This window comes from Streptomyces toyocaensis (assembly GCF_000725125.1).
Classification (GTDB): domain Bacteria; phylum Actinomycetota; class Actinomycetes; order Streptomycetales; family Streptomycetaceae; genus Streptomyces; species Streptomyces toyocaensis.
In genome coordinates this window covers 44,539-61,591 of record NZ_JFCB01000005.1, presented here as the reverse complement: position 1 = coordinate 61,591, position 17,053 = coordinate 44,539, and the positions used below count along the sequence as shown (strand labels likewise).

General features: G+C 73.1%; 16 protein-coding genes. 4 read left to right on the top strand and 12 right to left on the bottom strand.

Annotated elements, in window-relative coordinates; translation table 11 throughout:
- Positions 1-19: 19 nt before the first annotated feature.
- The 3 genes from BU52_RS08155 to BU52_RS08145 form a co-directional block, all read right to left on the bottom strand.
- Positions 20-1,012 (bottom strand): aldo/keto reductase, encoded by a 993-nt coding sequence (locus tag BU52_RS08155; RefSeq protein ID WP_037930534.1) that lies wholly within the window; start codon positions 1,010-1,012, stop codon positions 20-22.
- 30 nt (positions 1,013-1,042) lie between these two features.
- Positions 1,043-1,645, bottom strand: coding sequence for a Uma2 family endonuclease (locus tag BU52_RS08150; RefSeq protein ID WP_037930532.1), 603 nt, complete (start codon positions 1,643-1,645; stop codon positions 1,043-1,045).
- Positions 1,646-1,755: 110 nt separating this feature from the next.
- Positions 1,756-2,433, bottom strand: coding sequence for a GDSL-type esterase/lipase family protein (locus tag BU52_RS08145; protein ID WP_037931039.1), 678 nt, complete (start codon positions 2,431-2,433; stop codon positions 1,756-1,758).
- An 88-nt stretch (positions 2,434-2,521) separates the two neighbouring features.
- Here BU52_RS08145 and BU52_RS08140 point away from each other — a divergent pair, with 88 nt between their 5' ends.
- Positions 2,522-3,505, top strand: coding sequence for a hypothetical protein (locus tag BU52_RS08140; RefSeq protein ID WP_037930530.1), 984 nt, complete (start codon positions 2,522-2,524; stop codon positions 3,503-3,505).
- 27 nt (positions 3,506-3,532) lie between these two features.
- Here BU52_RS08140 and BU52_RS08135 read toward each other — a convergent pair whose 3' ends face one another.
- Positions 3,533-4,300: a TetR/AcrR family transcriptional regulator gene (locus BU52_RS08135; RefSeq protein ID WP_037930528.1), complete on the bottom strand. Its 768-nt coding sequence runs from the start codon at positions 4,298-4,300 to the stop codon at positions 3,533-3,535.
- An 83-nt stretch (positions 4,301-4,383) separates the two neighbouring features.
- On the opposite strand from BU52_RS08135, the gene BU52_RS08130 reads away from it, so the two are divergent.
- Together BU52_RS08130 and BU52_RS08125 are read left to right on the top strand one after the other, a co-directional pair.
- A complete protein-coding gene (locus BU52_RS08130) occupies positions 4,384-5,349 on the top strand; it encodes a daunorubicin resistance protein DrrA family ABC transporter ATP-binding protein (RefSeq protein WP_037930524.1) in 966 nt (321 codons plus the stop codon).
- On the top strand, positions 5,346-6,170 hold the full coding sequence (locus BU52_RS08125; RefSeq protein ID WP_037930516.1) for an ABC transporter permease: 825 nt from the start codon (positions 5,346-5,348) through the stop codon (positions 6,168-6,170). The genes BU52_RS08130 and BU52_RS08125 overlap by 4 nt, the downstream gene beginning before the upstream one ends.
- 87 nt (positions 6,171-6,257) lie before the next feature.
- Here BU52_RS08125 and serC read toward each other — a convergent pair whose 3' ends face one another.
- The 7 genes from serC to BU52_RS08090 form a co-directional block, all read right to left on the bottom strand.
- Positions 6,258-7,376, bottom strand: coding sequence for a phosphoserine transaminase (gene serC / locus BU52_RS08120; protein ID WP_037930514.1), 1,119 nt, complete (start codon positions 7,374-7,376; stop codon positions 6,258-6,260).
- 124 nt (positions 7,377-7,500) lie between these two features.
- The gene (locus BU52_RS08115) at positions 7,501-8,751 is read right to left on the bottom strand and encodes a cytochrome P450 family protein (RefSeq protein WP_037930512.1); all 1,251 of its coding nucleotides are present in this window, start codon (positions 8,749-8,751) and stop codon (positions 7,501-7,503) included.
- Positions 8,748-9,983: a cytochrome P450 gene (locus BU52_RS08110; protein ID WP_037930508.1), complete on the bottom strand. Its 1,236-nt coding sequence runs from the start codon at positions 9,981-9,983 to the stop codon at positions 8,748-8,750. Before BU52_RS08110 ends, BU52_RS08115 begins: the two co-directional genes overlap by 4 nt.
- Positions 9,980-10,597, bottom strand: a complete 618-nt coding sequence (locus BU52_RS08105; protein ID WP_235216285.1) for a GTP-binding protein — start codon at positions 10,595-10,597, stop codon at positions 9,980-9,982. Before BU52_RS08105 ends, BU52_RS08110 begins: the two co-directional genes overlap by 4 nt.
- Complete coding sequence (locus BU52_RS08100) at positions 10,578-10,925, bottom strand: DUF742 domain-containing protein (RefSeq protein ID WP_037930505.1); 348 nt, start codon at positions 10,923-10,925, stop codon at positions 10,578-10,580. Before BU52_RS08100 ends, BU52_RS08105 begins: the two co-directional genes overlap by 20 nt.
- Complete coding sequence (locus tag BU52_RS08095) at positions 10,922-11,329, bottom strand: roadblock/LC7 domain-containing protein (RefSeq protein WP_037930502.1); 408 nt, start codon at positions 11,327-11,329, stop codon at positions 10,922-10,924. Before BU52_RS08095 ends, BU52_RS08100 begins: the two co-directional genes overlap by 4 nt.
- On the bottom strand, positions 11,326-13,398 hold the full coding sequence (locus BU52_RS08090; RefSeq protein WP_037930500.1) for an ATP-binding protein: 2,073 nt from the start codon (positions 13,396-13,398) through the stop codon (positions 11,326-11,328). Before BU52_RS08090 ends, BU52_RS08095 begins: the two co-directional genes overlap by 4 nt.
- A 302-nt stretch (positions 13,399-13,700) precedes the next feature.
- Here BU52_RS08090 and BU52_RS08085 point away from each other — a divergent pair, with 302 nt between their 5' ends.
- Entirely contained in the window at positions 13,701-16,562 is a 2,862-nt protein-coding gene (locus BU52_RS08085; protein ID WP_037930497.1) for an FAD-binding and (Fe-S)-binding domain-containing protein, read from the top strand.
- Here the strand turns inward: BU52_RS08085 and BU52_RS08080 are convergent.
- Positions 16,559-17,011: a methyltransferase domain-containing protein gene (locus BU52_RS08080; protein WP_037931034.1), complete on the bottom strand. Its 453-nt coding sequence runs from the start codon at positions 17,009-17,011 to the stop codon at positions 16,559-16,561. The genes BU52_RS08085 and BU52_RS08080 overlap by 4 nt on opposite strands.
- Positions 17,012-17,053 lie beyond the last annotated feature (42 nt).

Sequence of the window (17,053 nt, the reverse complement as noted above, 5' to 3'; positions counted from 1 at the left end):
CCCGCGCGGCGTGCCGCCGTTACCAGGCGAAGGCCTCCGGGGACGGGCCCGGGCCCGGGAAGATGTCGTCCAGGGCGGTCAGCAGGTCCTCGTTCAGCTCCAGGTCGACCGCCCGCAGCGCGGACGCGAGCTGCGCGGCGGTGCGCGGGCCGACGATCGGGCCGGTCACCCCGGGCCGGGTGAGCAGCCAGGCCAGCGCGGCCTCACCGGGCTCGATGCCGTGCTTGTCGAGCAGGTCCTCGTACGCCTGGATCCGGTCGCGCGCGGCCGGATCGGCGAGCGCGTCGGCGGCCCGTCCGGAGGCGCGCCTGCCGCCCTGGGCCTGCTTCTTGAGCACACCGCCCAGCAGACCGCCGTGCAGCGGCGACCACGGGATGACGCCGAGGCCGTACTCCTGCGCGGCCGGGATGACCTCCATCTCGGCGCGGCGCTCGGCGAGGTTGTACAGGCACTGCTCGCTGACCAGGCCGATGGTGCCGCCGCGCCGGGCGGCGATCTCGTTGGCCTGGGCGATCTTGTAGCCGGGGAAGTTCGAGGACCCGACGTAGAGGATCTTGCCCTGCTGGACCAGGACGTCGATCGCCTGCCAGATCTCCTCGAACGGGGTGCTGCGGTCGATGTGGTGGAACTGGTAGACGTCGATGTAGTCGGTGCCCAGCCGCTTCAGAGAGGCGTCGACCGCCCGGCGGATGTTCACCGCCGACAGCTTGTCGTGGTTGGGCCACGCCTCGCCGTCCGGGCCCATGTTCCCGTACACCTTGGTCGCGAGGACCACCTTGTCGCGGCGGTCGCCGCCCTTGGCGAACCAGCTCCCGATGATGGATTCCGTACGGCCCTTGTTCTCGCCCCACCCGTAGACGTTGGCCGTGTCGAAGAAGTTGATGCCGGCGTCCAGCGCCGCGTCCATGATGGCGTGGCTGTCGGCCTCGTCGGTCTGCGGACCGAAGTTCATCGTCCCGAGGACGAGCCGGCTGACCTTGAGTCCCGTGCGTCCGAGCTGCGTGTACTTCATGTGCATCAAGCCAACGGCTTGGAGTGCGCTCTACGCAAGAGGGGACCGCTCCCGGGGGAAGGCACTGGTGCTCACGGTCAGATCGGCCACGGTGCCGGTGAGATCGATGTCGTCGCCGAAGTCCACCCTCGTCCGCGTGACGTAGTCGCCGTTCTTGGGGTCGGTGTAGACGTAGCAGCGGCCCTGGTAGGGATCGGCGATGACGTAGAGGGGGACCGCGGCCGTCGCGTAGGCGGCCTTCTTGGGGCCGTAGTCGTTGGCGGCCGTGCCTTCGGAGATGACCTCGAAAACGAACTCGACGTCCTCGTAGCGCCAGCGGCCCTCGTCGTCCTTCTCGGCGGAGGCGCGGAGTACGGCGACGTCCGGGCAGAGGCCGTTCTCGTGACCGGGAAAGTCGATGCGGACGTCCGAGAACACCCTGACGTCCTCTCCGAATCGGGCTTCGACAGCCGTCGCGAGCTTGAAGATGATGGCCCAATGGGTGTCACGCTGCGGTGTCATGTAGACGTTGCCCCCGACGATCTCGACCCTGAATCCTTCGGGGACGGGCATCCGCTCCAGCCGCTCGAACCACTCGTCCAAGCGCTGCGTGTTGGCGTCGGCCATGGCGATCCTGTCGTCTACGACGGTCATCGTCGCGCTCCTCCCCGGCTGTTCCCGGACGAGTACAGCCCGCGCGGTACAACGATACGCACGGCGAGCAGGACACGGGGCCGCACGCATATGCCAGAAGTCCTCGAAGGCTACGCCGGCGTGTAGGGCCCGCCCAGGTCCCAGTCCTGCCACATCGCCTCGGCGAAGGCCTCCGCGATCTTGTGTTCGCCGCTCTCGTTGGGGTGCGTGCCGTCGTACGTGTCCGTGTGGAAGTCGTACGACGCCGGCGGCGGCACGAGCAGCAGCGAGGAGTTCGGCTCGTCCAGGTCGGCGACGGTCTTCGCCAGGAGGTCGTTGAACCGGGTGACCTGTCCGGCGAAGGACGCGTCGGCCTCCACCCGGATGTTCCGGAGCACCGGCATCACGGCCACGGCGACGCGCGGGTGGGCGGCCCTCGCCTCGGCGACGAACGCGCGGACGTTGTCCGCCGTCTGTTCGGCGTTGGTGTAGAAGCCGAGGTCGATGAGCCCCAGCGACACCAGCAGCACGTCCGCGCGGCACGCGCGCACGGCCTCGCCTATCAGCGGGGTCATGTGGTGCCAGCCCTCGCCCCAGCCGGCCAGATGGGCGCGGGGGAAATCGGGGTCGGCGTACGCGTGCGACGTGGGGGCGTCCGTGGCCGGGTCGTGGAGCGTCTCGCGCGGGCCCACCAGGGTGAAGGGGCCGCCGTACGCGGTGCACAGGTGCTGCCACAGCCGGTAGCGCCAGGTGTGTTCACCCGCGCTCCCGATCGTCATCGAGTCACCTACGGGCATGAACCTGAGCACACGGTCATCATGGACGATCGGCCCGGTCACCGCGATGTGAGTCCCGACACCCGCCGTGAACTGCCCCGGGCAATGGCAGTCTTGGGTCATGCGCCGACCCTTCGCCCTGCTCGCCGCGTCCCTTCTCCTGGCCGCGCCCACCGTGCCCGCCTCCGCAGCCGACGGCGGTGACGGCGACGAGGGGTTCGCCCTCAAGGACCCGCGGATCACCGAGTCCAGCGGGCTCGCCGCCTCCCGCCTCCACCCGGGCGTCTACTGGACCCACAACGACAGCGACGACGGCCCCTACCTCTACGCCGTGGACGGCGCGACCGGCGAGACCGTCGCCCGCCTCACCCTGACCGGCGTGGGCACGCCCCGGGACGTCGAGGCGATCTCCGTCGGCCCCGGCAACAGGCTCTTCGTCGGGGACATCGGGGACAACCTCGGGGGCTCGTGGCCGTACGTCTGGATCTACGAACTCCCCGAGCCGGAGAAGCTCCGGGACGCGACCGTGCGGGCCACCCAGTACGTCGTGAAGTACTCCGACGGGCCCCGCGACGCCGAGTCGATGATCGTGCACCCGAAGACCGGGCGGGTCTACATCGTCGACAAGAAGGAGGAGGGCGGGCACCTGTACGAGGGGCCCGCCGAGCTCTCGGCGTCCGGGGACAACGTGTTCCGGCCGATCGCCCCCGTCGAGCTGTGGGCCACCGACGCCGCGCTCTCCCCGGACGGGCAACGGCTGGCGGTGCGCGGTTACTTCGGCGGCATCCACTACGCCTGGAACGACGGCCGGATCCAGCGGAAGGGCAGGCTGAGCGTGCCGCTCCAGGGACAGGGGGAGTCGGTGACCTACTCCGCCGACGGTTCCCGGCTCATGTACGGCAGCGAGGGCACCGAGAGCCCGGTCGAGTCCCGGGAGGCGCCCGGGGGTGAGGGCGGGGACGGCGAGGGCGCCGGCGCGGAGGGCGGGGACGACACCGCCGGTGACGGGAACGGAGACGGGAACGGCAACACGGTCACGGTCGTCGCGGCGGCCGTCGTCGTCGCGGTCCTGTTCGGACTGGTGAGGCGGCGCCGCAAGGGCTGAACCGGCGGCCGGCCGGGCGGTGCGACGTCACTCCGCCCGCCGCCGGGCCACGAACACCTCGAGGCCGTCCAGGATGCGCTGCAACCCGAACTCGAAGTGGTCGAAGCCGGGGCCGAAGGTGTCCTCGGAGAGCCCGGCCAGGACCGGGTAGCGCCCGCTGTTCATCGCCTTCTCCAGCGCCGGGCGCTGGGCCTCCCAGAACTGCGCGTCCGTCAGTCCCGAGGTGCGCTCGGCCTCCTCCTGGTAGAGCTGGGTGCGGGCGGCGCCCACGACGTACCCGTCGATCATGATCATCGCGGACAGCAGCTCGGGGTCGGACAGGCCCATCGGCTTGATCCGGGAGAGCACCGTCTCCATGCCGTCCAGCGCGCCCGGGCCGAGGATCGGGCGGGACTGGTTGACCTCCAGCAGCCAGGGGTGCCGGCGGTACAGGGCGAGGGTGGCCCGTCCCAGGGCCTCCAGGGCCGGGCGCCAGCCGCCGTCGCCGAGGCCCGCGAGGTCCTCCGTGGTGCGCTGCACCCGGTCCAGCATCAGGTCGAGCAGCTCGGCCTTGCCGGGCACGTAGCGGTACAGGGACATCGTGCCGGTGCCGAGCTCGGTGGCGATCCGGCGCATCGACAGCGCGCCGATGCCGTCGCGGTCCGCGACCTCGACGGCCGCCTCCACGATGCGCTCCAGCGTCAGGCCCGGCTTCGGGCCCCTGCCGGGCCGCGGGCCCGTGTCCCACAGCAGGTCGAGGGTGCGGGTGATGTCGCCGCCGCCACTGCTCTGCGTACCGCCCCTGCTGCTGCTCATGGGGGCAGTCTAGATCCGCGCCGAATAACTGAGTACGCCGTACGCGCAATCGGGTACGGTGTACCCAGTTGAAAGGGGGATCCATGAACGACGACGGTTTCGCGGTCCGGGCCGAGGGCCTGGAGAAGCGGTACGGCGAGAAGCGCGCGCTCGACGGCTTCGACCTCGCCGTCCGCGAGGGCACCGTGCACGGACTGCTCGGACCGAACGGCGCCGGCAAGACCACCGCCGTACGCGTCCTGTCGACGCTGGTCCGGCTCGACGGCGGACGTGCCACGGTCGCCGGGCTCGACGTGGCCCGGCGGGCGCGTGCGGTGCGGGCCCGGATCGGGCTCACCGGGCAGTACGCGGCCGTGGACGAGGTGCTCACCGGGCGGCAGAACCTGGAGATGTTCGGCAGGCTGTTCCACCTCGGCGGCAGGCGCGCCGGGGTGCGGGCCGCCGAGCTGCTGGAGCGGTTCGACCTGACCGACGCCGCCGACAAGGGCGTCGGCGACTACAGCGGCGGGATGCGGCGGCGCCTGGACCTCGCCGCCTCGATGATCCTCGCCCCGGCCGTGCTGTTCCTGGACGAGCCGACGACGGGCCTGGACCCGCGCAGCCGGGGTGAGGTCTGGGAGTCGGTCCGGGCGCTGGTGGCGGACGGCACGACCGTGCTGCTGACCACGCAGTACCTGGAGGAGGCCGACAGGCTCGCCTCCCGGATCACCGTCATCGACCAGGGCCAGGCCATCGCCGACGACACCCCGGACGGGCTGAAGAACCTGGTCGGCGGCGACCGCATCGAGGTCGTGGTCGCCGAGCGGTCCGACGTCCCGCGAGCGGTGAAGGCGGTCGCGAGGGTCGCCGACGGCGAACCCGAGTCCGACGAGCACGAGTTGCGGGTGCACGCCCCCGTGACCGACCGGGTGGCCGCGCTGACCGACGTGGCGCGCACCCTGCAGGACGAGGGCGTGCGCATCGAGGACATCGGGCTGCGCAGGCCCAGCCTCGACGACGTGTTCCTGCGCCTGACCGGACACCGCACGGAGAAGGAGGCGGCGGCATGAGCGCGCTCGACCCGGCCACCGGACCGGCCGTCCACGGCCGCGTGTACTGGGCGCTGGCGGACTGCTGGAACATCGTCCGCCGCGGCCTGACCCACTACCAGCGCCAGCCCGTCAACATCGCCTGGCAGCTGGGCTTCCCGATCCTGTCCGTCCTCCTCTACGGCTATGTCTTCGGCAGCGCGATGACCGTGCCCGGCGGCGGGGACTACCGGGACTTCCTGATGCCGGGCATGTTCGTGATGACGATGGCGTTCGGCTTCATCAACACCGCGACCGTCGTGGTGTACGACTCCACCAAGGGCGTCATCGACCGGTTCCGCTCCATGCCGATGGCCTCCTCGGCGGTGGTGGCCGGACGCGGGGTGACCGATCTGATCGTCGCCTGCGCCGAGTTGGGCATCCTGGTACTGACCGCCCTGGCCATGGGCTGGCGCCCGGACGGCGGCTGGGGCTTCCTGGCGGCCTTCGGGCTGCTGCTGTGGCTGCGGTTCGCGCTGATCTGGCTCGGGGTGTGGCTGGGCCTCCTGGTGCCCAACCCGGAGGCGGCGGGCGGCCTGTTCGCGGTCGCCTTCCCGCTGACGATGATCTCCAGCATCTTCGTCGCCCCGCGGCTGATGCCGGACTGGCTGGGCTGGTTGGCCGCCTGGAACCCGATCTCCTCCACGGCCGCGGCGACCCGCGAACTCTTCGGCACCCCGGTCGGCGGCGGCGACTCCTGGGTCGAGCGGCACGCGCTGCTGATGGCGGGGGTGTGGCCGGTGATCCTGACGGCGGTCTTCCTGCCGCTGGCGGTACGGAGGTTCCAGCGGTTGAGCCGGTGAGGTGCTGAGGCCTTCAGCGAGCCGCACGCGCGCAGGGCGCCCGGTGGGTCATCCACCGGGCGCCCCTCGATGCCGTGGCGGGTAGGGCTACAGCTGCTCGATCACGTAGTCGACGCACTTCGTCAGGGCCTCGACGTCCGCCGGGTCGATCGCCGGGAACATCGCCACGCGGAGCTGGTTGCGGCCGAGCTTGCGGTAGGGCTCGGTGTCGACGATGCCGTTGGCGCGCAGGACCTTGGCGACGGCGGCGGCGTCGACCTCGTCCGTGAAGTCGATCGTGCCGATGACCTGGGAGCGCTTGGCCGGGTCGGCGACGAACGGGGCCGCGAACTTCGCGCTCTCCGCCCAGCCGTACAGACGGGTCGAGGAGTCCTTCGTGCGGGCCGTGGACCAGTCGAGGCCGCCCTGGCCGTTGAGCCACTCCAGCTGCTCGTTCAGCAGGAACAGGGTGGCCAGCGCCGGGGTGTTGTACGTCTGGTTCTTGCGGGAGTTGTCGATCGCCGTGGGCAGCGAGAAGAACTCCGGGACGTGGCGGCCGGAGGCGTGGACGCGCTCGGCGCGCTCGATCGCGGCCGGGGAGAACACGCCGATCCACAGACCGCCGTCGGAGGCGAAGGACTTCTGCGGGGCGAAGTAGTAGACGTCCGTCTCGGCGATGTCGACCGGGAGGCCGCCCGCGCCGGAGGTGGCGTCCACCAGGACCAGGGCGCCCTCGTCGGCGCCGGCCACCCGCTTGATCGGCATGGCGACACCGGTCGAGGTCTCGTTGTGGGTGAACGCGTAGACGTCCACGCCCGTTTCGGCGGACGCCTCCGGGTGCGTGCCCGGGTCGGCGGAGACGACGGTGGGCTCGGCGAGCCAGGGGGCGAGCTTGGCGGCCTTGGCGAACTTGGAGCTGAACTCGCCGAAGCTGAGGTGCTGCGACTTGTTCTCGATCAGGCCGTGCGTCGCGATGTCCCAGAACGCGGTGGAGCCGCCGTTGCCGAGGATCACCTCGTAGCCGTCGGGGAGCCGGAACAGCTCGCCGATGCCCTCGCGCACCTTGCCGACCAGGTTCTTCACCGGGGCCTGGCGGTGGGAGGTGCCGAGCAGCGACGTGCCGGTCGCGGCCAGGGCGTCCAGCGCCTCCGTCCGTACCTTGGAGGGACCCGCACCGAAACGACCGTCGGCGGGCTTGATGTCAGCAGGAATCCGGATCTCAGCCACGACCGGAGCCTAACGGCTGAGGGAAACCCGGGCGAAACGTCGTCCGTCCGCTGAGACGGGCGGTGGACAGCCGGTGGGCGGGCGGTGGACGGACCGGAGGAGGTCCGCCCACCGCCCGGGCCGGTCACCCGCCGAGCCTCACCGGCAGCTCGTACAGGTCGTTCTGGGTGACCACGGGCTTGTTGCGCAGCTCGCTCGCCGGGACCGCCAGGTCCAGCCCCGGGAAGCGGGCGTACAGCGCCGGCAGGGCGACACCGGCCTCCAGGCGGGACAGGGCGGCGCCGGGGCAGACGTGCGGGCCGTGGCCGAAGGAGATGTGCCGGCCGGCGCTCTCCCGGGTGATGTCGAAGCCGCCGGCCGTGGGGCCGTGCGCCTTCTCGTCGCGGCCGATCGCGGCGTACGACACGATCAGCGCGTCCCCGGCCGGCAGGACCTTGTCCCCGACCGGTACGTCCTGGGTCGCGAACCGGATCAGCACATGGGACGTCGGCGTCGAGTACCGAAGCGTCTCCTCGACCACCGCCGACCAGTCCGCCTTGCCGGAGAGCACCAGCTCCCGCTGCTCCGGATGGGTGGAGAGGTTGACCACCGCGTTGACGATGAGGGAGATCGTCGTCTCGTGGCCGGCGGCCACCATCAGCTGGAGCGTGGCGACGATCTCCTCGTCGGTGAGGCGGTCGCCGCCCTCCGACGCCTGGATGAGCGCGGAGGTCAGGTCGTCGCCCGGGTTCTCGCGCTTGTGCGCGACCGCCCCGGCCATGATCCCGGCCAGCTCGGTCAGCGTCGCGACGACCTCCTCGGGCGGGGTCTGCGTGGAGAAGAACTTCTCGAAGAGCTCCTTCAGCCGGGGCAGCCGCTCCTGGGCCAGCCCCATCAGGTCGGCGATGACGTACATCGGCAGCGGGTAGGCGAACGCCGCCTTCAGGTCGAGCGTGTCACCGGGCAGGGCGGCCACCTGGTCCAGCAGACCCTCGGTCAGCTCCGTGATCCGCCCCCGCATCAGCTCCACCCGGCGCGGGGTGAGCGCCTGCGCGACCAGCGTGCGCAGCCGGCGGTGGTCGGCGCCGTCCACGGTGAGCATGGAGCGGGGCGGGTTCGCCAGGCCGATCAGCGGCCAGTCCGGGGCGATCTCGCCGCGCTGCCAGGCACCCCAGACGTTGATGTCCTTCACCAGACGCGGGTCGGTGAGCAGCTTCTTCGCCTCGGCGTGGTGCGTGACCGCCCACACCGGCACGCCGCCCGGCAGCGTCACGGCGGCCAGCGGCCCCGCGGCCCGCAGCGCCGCGCTCTCCCCGTCGAGGTCGGAGACGAAGGGGTCCAGGGGGATACGGGTCTGCGCGGTGTCCGTCGTCGTGGTGTCCGTACCAGCCGTCATGCGGGCGAGCCTCCAAGGGCGGGAGTGGGTGTGAACGTCACCGGGAGTTCGGACAGACCGCGCAGCCACGGCGACGGGCGCCGGGTCAGCCGCCCGGCCGGCACCGCGAGGTCGAGGTCCGGCAGCCGGTCGAGCACGACCTCGATGCCGGTCCGGGCGATCACCTCGGCGATCTCCTGCGCCGGGAACGGGCACCGGTGCTCCCCGTGGCCGAACGAGAAGTGGGCGCCGTTGCCGCCGGTGAGCGCCGAGGCGTCGGTCCGCACCTGGGGATCGGAGTTGGCGCCCTGGAGGCCGAGGAGCACCATGTCGCCCGCGCGGATGCGGCGCCCGCCGAGCTGGGTGTCGCGGGACGCCCAGCGGGCGGCCACGTTCTGCGTCGGGGTGTCCTCCCACAGCACCTCGTTCATCGCCTCGGCGATGCTGTTGCGGCCGCCGAACAGGGACGCGGCGAACCGGCTGTCGGTGAGCATCAGGTGCAGCGAGTTGCCGATCCAGTCGGCGGTCGGCTGGTGCCCGGCCGCCATCATCACCATCAGGTCCTGGCAGATCTCCTCCGCGGTGAACCCCGAGGTGTCGGCCAGCATCCGGGACGCCACGTCCTCGGCGGGCTCCTCCTGACGGGCGGCCACCAGTTCCGTCATCGACGTGAACAGATGGACCTGGCCCGCCAGGGCGCGCTCCCGCCCGTCGATCATGTCGTTGAGGGCGGTGACCAGACCCGGCCCCTTGTCGTCGGGGAACCCGTAGAGCCGGGCGAGCACCCGCACCGGCAGCAGCATCGCGAACTCGCTGATGATGTCGGCGCTGCCCCTGGGGCAGATGCCGTCGATCAGTTCGTCCGCGAACTTCTCCGCGTAACGCCGCAGTTCGAACGGGTCGACCGCCTCCAGCGCGTTCACCAGCATCCCGGCGCGCTCGCGGTGCCGCTCGCCGACGGTGTACAGGATCGACGGCTGCCGGCGGCCGATCATCGGCAGCAGCGGCCAGTCGTCGGGGATGTTGTCCCACTGGTTCCACAGCTCGGAGTCGCGGCTGAACAGCACCGGATCGCCGGTGATCTGGTGCAGTTCGCGGTAGCCGAGCACCAGCCAGGCCGGTGCGTCGCCGTCGAGGACCACCGGTACGACGCTGCCGTGCTCACGGCGCAGTTCCCGGTACACCCGGGCCGGGTCGTCCTGGAGCAGGGGGCCGCCGAAGCGGACGGCGTTGGGGACGGACGCGGGACTCACACCAGCTCCTGACGGGGGGCTCGGACCGGGTCGGCGTACAGGCTCTGGATGTGTTCCACCAGCGTGATCAGCACGATCTTGCTGGACTCCCGGGAGCGCGCGTCGCAGTTCACCAGCGGTACGTGCGGGTCGAGGTCGAGGGCCTCGCGGATCTGCTGGGGGGTGAACACGGGGCCACCGAAGTCGTTGCAGGCCACGATGAACGGTGTGCCGTGCCGCTCCAGCCGGTCGATGGCGTACCAGGAGTCGTCGATGCGGCGGGTGTCGACCAGCACGACCGCGCCGAGCGTGCCGGAGAAGAGCCGGTCCCACAGGAACCAGAAGCGTTCCTGGCCGGGCGCGCCGAACAGGTACAGCACGTTGTGCGCGTCGAGGGTGATGCGGCCGAAGTCGAAGGCGACGGTGGTCGCGGTCTTGCCGCGCACCCCGCTGATGTCGTCGACGGCCTCGCCCGCCTGGGTCATCGTCTCCTCGGTGTTGAGGGGACGTATCTCGCTGACCGAGCGGACCATCGTCGTCTTGCCGGCACCGAAGCCGCCCACGACCACGATCTTCAGGCCGTTGTCGGCCGACGCGTCCAGCGGCGTACGCGTCTCAGAGGTTGCGGAGTCCAACGAGCACCTGCTCCAGGATGTCGGGGTCGGGTACGGCGGCCTTGCGGGGGTGACGGGCGCTGACCCGGCCCGCCGCGAGGAGGTCGGAGAGCAGGATCCGCGTGATGCTCACGGGCAGCTTCAGCTCGGCCGCGAGCTCCACGACCGCCGTGGGGCGTTCGGCCAGCCGCAGGATCGCCGCGTGCTCGGACTGCATGCCGGGCACCGGATCGCACTCGGCGACGACCAGGGTCACCAGGTCGAAGGGGTTGTCCGGCCCGGACCGGCTGCGCCCCCCGGTGAGGGTGTACAGCCGGTCGGGGGCGTCGTCCCTGCCGGGCCTGCTCATGAGGTGCGCGGCAGGGCGGTCAGGTGCTCGCCGATCTGTTCCACGAGCTCGCTCATGTTGTGCCCGATGAGTCCGGCGTCCGCGTCCTCGGTGGTGACGACGGCCAGGTGCGCGCCCTGACCGGCCTCCACGATGAACAGGACGCCCCCGTAGAACTCCGTCATCGCCGAGCGCACCCCGCCGGTCCCGTCGCCGAACTCGACCGAGGCGCCGTGCGACAGCGACTGGATGCCGGCGGCGATCGCGGCGAGCTGGTCGGCCTGGTCGGCGGACAGCTCCGGGGTGCGGCACAGTTTCAGGCCGTCACGGGACAGCACGAGCGCGTGCCGCGCGCCCGGCGTGCGCTCCAACAGGCCCTCAAGGAGCCAGGTGAGCTTCTCGTCGGCGGTCGTCGTGCCGGTCATGAGGTCGTGTCGCCTTCCGGGTTCGCGGGGGTGGGTCGTGCTTCGGGGGTCGGGTCGGGGGTGGTGCGGGTGTCACCGGCGTCCGGGGAGCCCGTGACGTCCGTGGGGGCGCCGGTGTCCGGGTCGGCCGTGGCGTCCGGGGTGGGTGGGCGCACGGCCTGGCGGAAGCTGCTGAAGCGGGCGGTGCGGGCCCTGGTCTCCTCGGCCGTGGGGGCGGGCCGGGGGGCGGGCGCGCGTCCGCTGCCGGAGCGTGTGCGTTCGGCTTCGGCGAGGGTCCGGCCCCGGCGGCGGCGGGGCAGCACCAGGGGCGGCGCCGCGTCGACGTCCGGGGAGGGGGACTCGTGGGTGGGGACCGGGTCGGGGTCGAGGTCGGCCGGTGCGCGGGAGGCGGCGTAGGAGGCCGCAGGCCGGGCGCCGTCGGGGGAGGCCGGCCGGTCGGCCGGGGCCGTGCCGGTGCCGGGGCGCGCGGTGGTGTGCGTGGTCTCCGGTTCCGGCCGGTAGGAGGCGGTGGCCGGGGCGGTCTCCGGGCGGCTGTCGCGTCCGCTGTCGCGGCGCTGGGGAAGGCCGGGGGCCGCCGCGTCCGCGGAGGTCCCCGAGCCCTGCAGGGCCGCGGAGGCCGGAGTTCCGGCGGACACGCCGGTGCCGGTCGCCGGCGCGCCGGCGCGGGGCGCGGTGGTGGTGGCGCCGGCCGCCGTGGCCGCCGTCGCCGGGACCGGGGGCGCCGCGTCCGGCGGTACGAGGATGTCCTGCGGCACCAGCACCAGGACACCCGTGCCGCCGCGGGCCGAGGGACGGTAGGAGACCCTCAGGCCGTACCGCCGGGCCAGCCTGCCGACCACCGCGAGGCCCAACCGGGTGCCGGTCAGGCCGCCGAGTTCGGCGGACTCCCCGGAGACGGCGCGCTCGGCGCGGCGCAGTTGCGCCTCACCCATGACGAGCCCGCTGTCCTCGACGGACACGATGACCCCGGCCGGGACCTCCTCCACGTACACGTGGACCTCGGCGGTCGGCGGGGAGAAGTTCGCTGCGTTGTCGAGGAGTTCGGCGAGGGCGTGCATCACGCCCTCGGCGGCGTGTCCCGCGACCGCGGCGTCGCTGGCCGAGTGGACGCGGATCCGCTGGTAGCCGCTGATCCGGCCCATGGCGCCGCGCAGGATCGACTCCATGGCGATGGGCCGGGCCCAGCGGCGGCCGGAGCGGGCGCCGGTGAGGACGGCGATCGAGTCGGCGAGCCGGCCCGCCTGGGCGGTGCGGTGGTCGAGGTGCAGCAGGTCGGCGAGGACCTCCTCGTCGTGGTGCTTCTCCTCCATCGCGCGCAGGTCCGCGAGCATGCCGGTGGACAGCGCCTGCATCCGTCCGGCCGCGTTGGCGGTCGCGGAGAGCGCCGCGGCGCGGGCGCCTCTGGCCTCACGCAGCCGGGTGGTCAGCCGTGCGTTCTCCGCGGTGAGCCGCTCCAGGTCGGCCCTGAGCCGGTCCTGCTCCTCGCCCAGTTGGTCGCGTGCCTCCGCGTGGTCGCGGGCCGCCCGGGCGGTGTGGGCGTCGTGCTCCTCGGTGATGAGGCGCAGCTTCCCGGCGTGCTCCTCGGCGAGCCGCTCCAGTGCGGCGGCGTGGTCGTCCATGAGCCGGGCGGTGGCGGCGGCGTGCTGCTCGGCGAGCCGGTCGCGCTCCGCGGCCAGGGTCTCGGCGAGGTGGGTGCGCTCGTGGTCCAGCTCGGCGGACAACCGTGCGCGCTCCCGGTTGAGTTCGCCGGTCAGCCGTTCGTGCTGGCGGCGGGCCTCCTCCACCAGCCGGGACCGTTCCTGGAGCAGCCGGCCGACGTCCTCGGTGACGGCCTCCAGCCGGGTCCGTGCCGCCCGCGCGGACAGGGCGGTGTACGTGGCCGCGGTGGCGGCCGCGCACAGCAGCACGACGGCGATCGTCCCGGTCAGCGCCACGGCACCGGCCGCGGAGTCCGGGACGAGGAAGACCGCGGCGAGCACGGCGAGCGCGCCGAGTGCCGCGGTGAGCAGCGGGACGGGCAGCAGGCTGCGGGGGGTGGGGCGGTCGCCGGGGAGCAGGGGAGAGGTCATCAATCAGGGTCCTCGGTCGGGTCCTCGGTCGGGTCCGCGGGCGTGCACCGTCATGGCTGCGCGGCCCTCGGGCGGGTTCGATGGGGGCGCCGGACCTGATTCTGGGGTCGCTTACTCGAACGCGGTCCGACAACTGCGCGCAACTCGCGGTCACTATATGAGAGTTCGTGATCGGCTTGGGAAGATTCAGCGTCCCTTTTCCTCGAACGACCCGTCCTGGGCGTGTTCCGGGCCTTCGTGAAGGCCGCGGCGGCCTGTGCGCCACCGCGTGCACCCGGCCCCGCCGGAGGCATCCTGAGGGCATGACGGATCACCGGGAACTGTCGGCCCGGCTGCGGGCCGCCGTGCGCGGCGAGGTCGACTTCGGGACCACCGCACGGGCGCTGACCACGATGGACGCCTCCAACTACCGCCGCGTGCCGCTAGGCGTGGTGGCCCCGCGGGACGCCGACGACGTGGCGGCGGCGCTGTCGGTGTGCCGCACGTACGGCGTTCCCGTGGTGCCGCGCGGCGGCGGCACGTCGATCGCGGGGCAGGCGACCGGCACGGGCGTGGTGCTCGACTTCACACGGCACATGAACCGTCTGCTGTCCCTCGACCCCGGGGCGCGCACCGCCGTGGTCCAGCCCGGTCTGGTCCTCGACCGCCTCCAGGAGGCCGCCGCGCCGCACGGTCTGCGCTTCGGTGCCGACCCCTCCACCCACAGCCGCTGCACCCTCGGCGGCATGATCGGCAACAACGCCTGCGGCTCCCACTCGGTGGCCTGGGGCACGACGGCCGACAGCGTGCGCGAGCTCGCGGTCGTCACCTCGCGCGGGGAGCGCCTGCGTCCGGGCCGGGACTGGTCGGGCGCCCCGGCCGGGCTGCGCGGCCTGGTCGACGGCGAACTGGCCCGTCTGCGCACGGGTTTCCCCGACCTCCCGCGCCGCATCTCGGGATACGCCGTGGACGCCCTGCTGCCCGAGAGGGGCGCCGACGTCGCCCGCTCCCTCTGCGGCTCGGAGGGAACCCTCGGCGTGCTCACGGAGGCGGTCGTGGACCTCGTACGGGTTCCCCGCGCGCGTGCGCTCGCCGTGCTGGCGTACGCGGAGGAGAGCGGGGCGGCCGAGGCGGCGGCGGGGCTGCTGCCGTACCGGCCGCTGACCGTGGAGGGCATGGCGGCCGATCTGGTGCCGTCCGCGGCGGACCTCCCGCGCGGCGGGGCCTGGCTGTTCGTGGAGACGGGCGGGGACACGGAGGCGGAGGCACGCGCGCGTGCGGAGAGGATCGTCCGCGCGGCGGACGTCACGGACTCCCTGGTGGTCACCGACCCGGCCCGGCAGCGCGCGCTGTGGCGGATCCGGGAGGACGCGAGCGGCACGGCGACGAGGATGCCCGGGGGCGCGGAGGCCTGGCCCGGCTGGGAGGACTGCGCGGTGCCGCCCGCCCGGCTCGGCGCGTACCTGCGGGACTTCCGGGCCCTGCTGGCGGACCACCGGCTGCACGGGACGCCCTACGGGCACTTCGGGGACGGCTGCATCCACGTCCGCATCGACTTCGACCTGCTGACCGGTCCCGGCGTCGCCCGCTTCCGGCGCTTCTCCCAGGAGCTGGCGGACCTGGTGGTGCGCCACGGCGGCTCCCTCTCCGGGGAGCACGGCGACGGCCAGGCGCGGGCCGAACTGCTGCCGCGCATGTACGGCGAGGAGACGGTCGCCCTGTTCGAGCGGGTGAAGGCCCTCTGGGACCCGGACGACCTCCTCAACCCGGGCATGCTGGTCCGGCCGGCCCCGCTGGACTCCCACCTCCGCTTCTCCGTCCTCCCGCGCGAACCGGTGGACGTCGCCTTCGGCTACCCCGCCGACGGCGGTGACTTCGCGGCGGCGGTGCGGCGCTGCGTGGGCGTCGCCAAGTGCCGCACGACGTCCGTGGCCGGGCCGGAGGTGATGTGCCCGTCGTTCCGGGCGACGGGCGAGGAGGAACACTCCACGCGCGGGCGCGCGCGCCTGCTCCACGAGATGCTCGCGGGCGAGCTGGTGACCGGCGGCTGGCGGTCGACGGAGGTACGGGACGCCCTGGACCTCTGCCTGTCCTGCAAGGGCTGCCGCTCGGACTGCCCGGTCGGCGTCGACATGGCCACGTACAAGGCGGAGTTCCTCCACCACCACTACGCGGGCCGCCGCCGCCCGGCCGCGCACTACGCGATGGGATGGCTGCCGGTGTGGCTGGGCTGGGTCGCGCGGACGAGGACCGCGGGGGCGGTGAACGCCCTGGCCTCGGTGGCTCCGTTCGCGCGCGTGGCGAAGCGGCTGGGCGGGATCGCGGGGGAGCGGGAGATCCCGCGGGTGGCCGGGGAGACGTTCACACGGTGGTGGCGGCGACGGCGGGTGCCCCCCGGGGAGGGGAGGCTGGTGGTCCTCTGGCCGGACACGTTCACGGAGCACCTGTCCCCGTCGGTGGGCCGGGCGGCGGTACGCGTGCTGGAGGCGGCGGGGCTGCGCGTGGCCCTCCCCCCGACCCTGCGGCCGGCGGGCGGCCGCGTGGGCGACGCCCGCTCCCGCTCGCCCCTGTCCCTGCCGGCGGCGCGCGGGGTCCGGGTCTGCTGCGGCCTGACCTACCTCTCCACGGGCCAGCTCGACCGCGCCCGTACGGTCCTGGGCCGCACCCTCGACCTCCTGGAACCCGTCCTGGCCACGGACGCCCCGCTGGTGGTCCTGGAACCGAGCTGCGCGGCGGCCCTACGCACGGACGCCCCGGAACTGCTCCCCGGCGACCCGCGCGCGGCGCGGCTCGCCGCGCGGGTGCGGACGTTCGCGGAGACCCTGGAGCAGTACGCCCCGGACTGGGCCCCGCCCTCCCTGAACCGCCCCGTCACCGGCCAGACCCACTGCCACCAGCACGCCGTCCTGGGCGACGCGCCCGACCGCCGCCTGCGCGCCGCGGCCGGCCTCACCGGCGAGCTGACGGGAGGCTGCTGCGGTCTGGCGGGCGACTTCGGCTTCGGGAAGGGCCACTACGAGGTCTCCCGGGCCTGTGCGGAGGAGCAGTTGCTCCCGGCGGTCCGGGAGGCACCGCGGGACGCGGTGGTCCTGGCCGACGGCTTCTCCTGCCGGACGCAGCTGGAACACCTCGCGGGCGTGCGGGGGCGGCACCTGGCGGAGGTGCTGGCGACGTACCTGCCCTAGATCTCGTCGGGTGACTCGGGCCGTGGAATGAGCAGTTCACGCAGCGGGTCGCCGCCGTCGACGAAGAGCCGGGCGTCCGCCGTGGTCGCCCTGCCGAGACGTCGCAGCACCCGCTCACCCGCCTCGGGGTGCCGCCCGTCGAGGGCGCCGACGCGGACGGCGAACACGAGGTCGAACGGCTCCTCGTCCGGTTGCAGGACGAAGCCCTCGGCCGCGACCTGCCGGACGCTCATCCGGCCCGACCCGATCTCCTCCGCCGCGGCGGCACGCGCCTGGGCGACGGCGGTGGCGGATCTGTCGACGGCCAGGATGTGGCCGGTGGTGAGCCGTCCCGCGACCGCTCGTGCGGCCGCCCCCGGTCCGCACCCGATCTCCAGGACGCGGGAGTGCGGTTGGAGGGGGAGCGCGTTCACGATCGCGGAGAGCCGCGGCGACAGACGGACAGGCACGGAGGAGACGATAGGCGCCGGACGGCCGGTGTGCACGCGCGG

Excerpts from the sequence above, each read along its gene's own strand:
- BU52_RS08155 (WP_037930534.1), bottom strand. The coding sequence starts at position 1,012 with ATGAAGTACACGCAGCTCGGACGCACGGGACTCAAGGTCAGCCGGCTC.
- BU52_RS08150 (WP_037930532.1), bottom strand. The coding sequence starts at position 1,645 with ATGACCGTCGTAGACGACAGGATCGCCATGGCCGACGCCAACACGCAG.
- BU52_RS08140 (WP_037930530.1), top strand. The coding sequence starts at position 2,522 with ATGCGCCGACCCTTCGCCCTGCTCGCCGCGTCCCTTCTCCTGGCCGCG.
- BU52_RS08135 (WP_037930528.1), bottom strand. The coding sequence starts at position 4,300 with ATGAGCAGCAGCAGGGGCGGTACGCAGAGCAGTGGCGGCGGCGACATC.
- BU52_RS08130 (WP_037930524.1), top strand. The coding sequence starts at position 4,384 with ATGAACGACGACGGTTTCGCGGTCCGGGCCGAGGGCCTGGAGAAGCGG.
- BU52_RS08125 (WP_037930516.1), top strand. The coding sequence starts at position 5,346 with ATGAGCGCGCTCGACCCGGCCACCGGACCGGCCGTCCACGGCCGCGTG.
- BU52_RS08115 (WP_037930512.1), bottom strand. The coding sequence starts at position 8,751 with ATGACGGCTGGTACGGACACCACGACGACGGACACCGCGCAGACCCGT.
- BU52_RS08100 (WP_037930505.1), bottom strand. The coding sequence starts at position 10,925 with ATGAGCAGGCCCGGCAGGGACGACGCCCCCGACCGGCTGTACACCCTC.
- BU52_RS08095 (WP_037930502.1), bottom strand. The coding sequence starts at position 11,329 with ATGACCGGCACGACGACCGCCGACGAGAAGCTCACCTGGCTCCTTGAG.
- BU52_RS08090 (WP_037930500.1), bottom strand. The coding sequence starts at position 13,398 with ATGACCTCTCCCCTGCTCCCCGGCGACCGCCCCACCCCCCGCAGCCTG.
- BU52_RS08085 (WP_037930497.1), top strand. The coding sequence starts at position 13,701 with ATGACGGATCACCGGGAACTGTCGGCCCGGCTGCGGGCCGCCGTGCGC.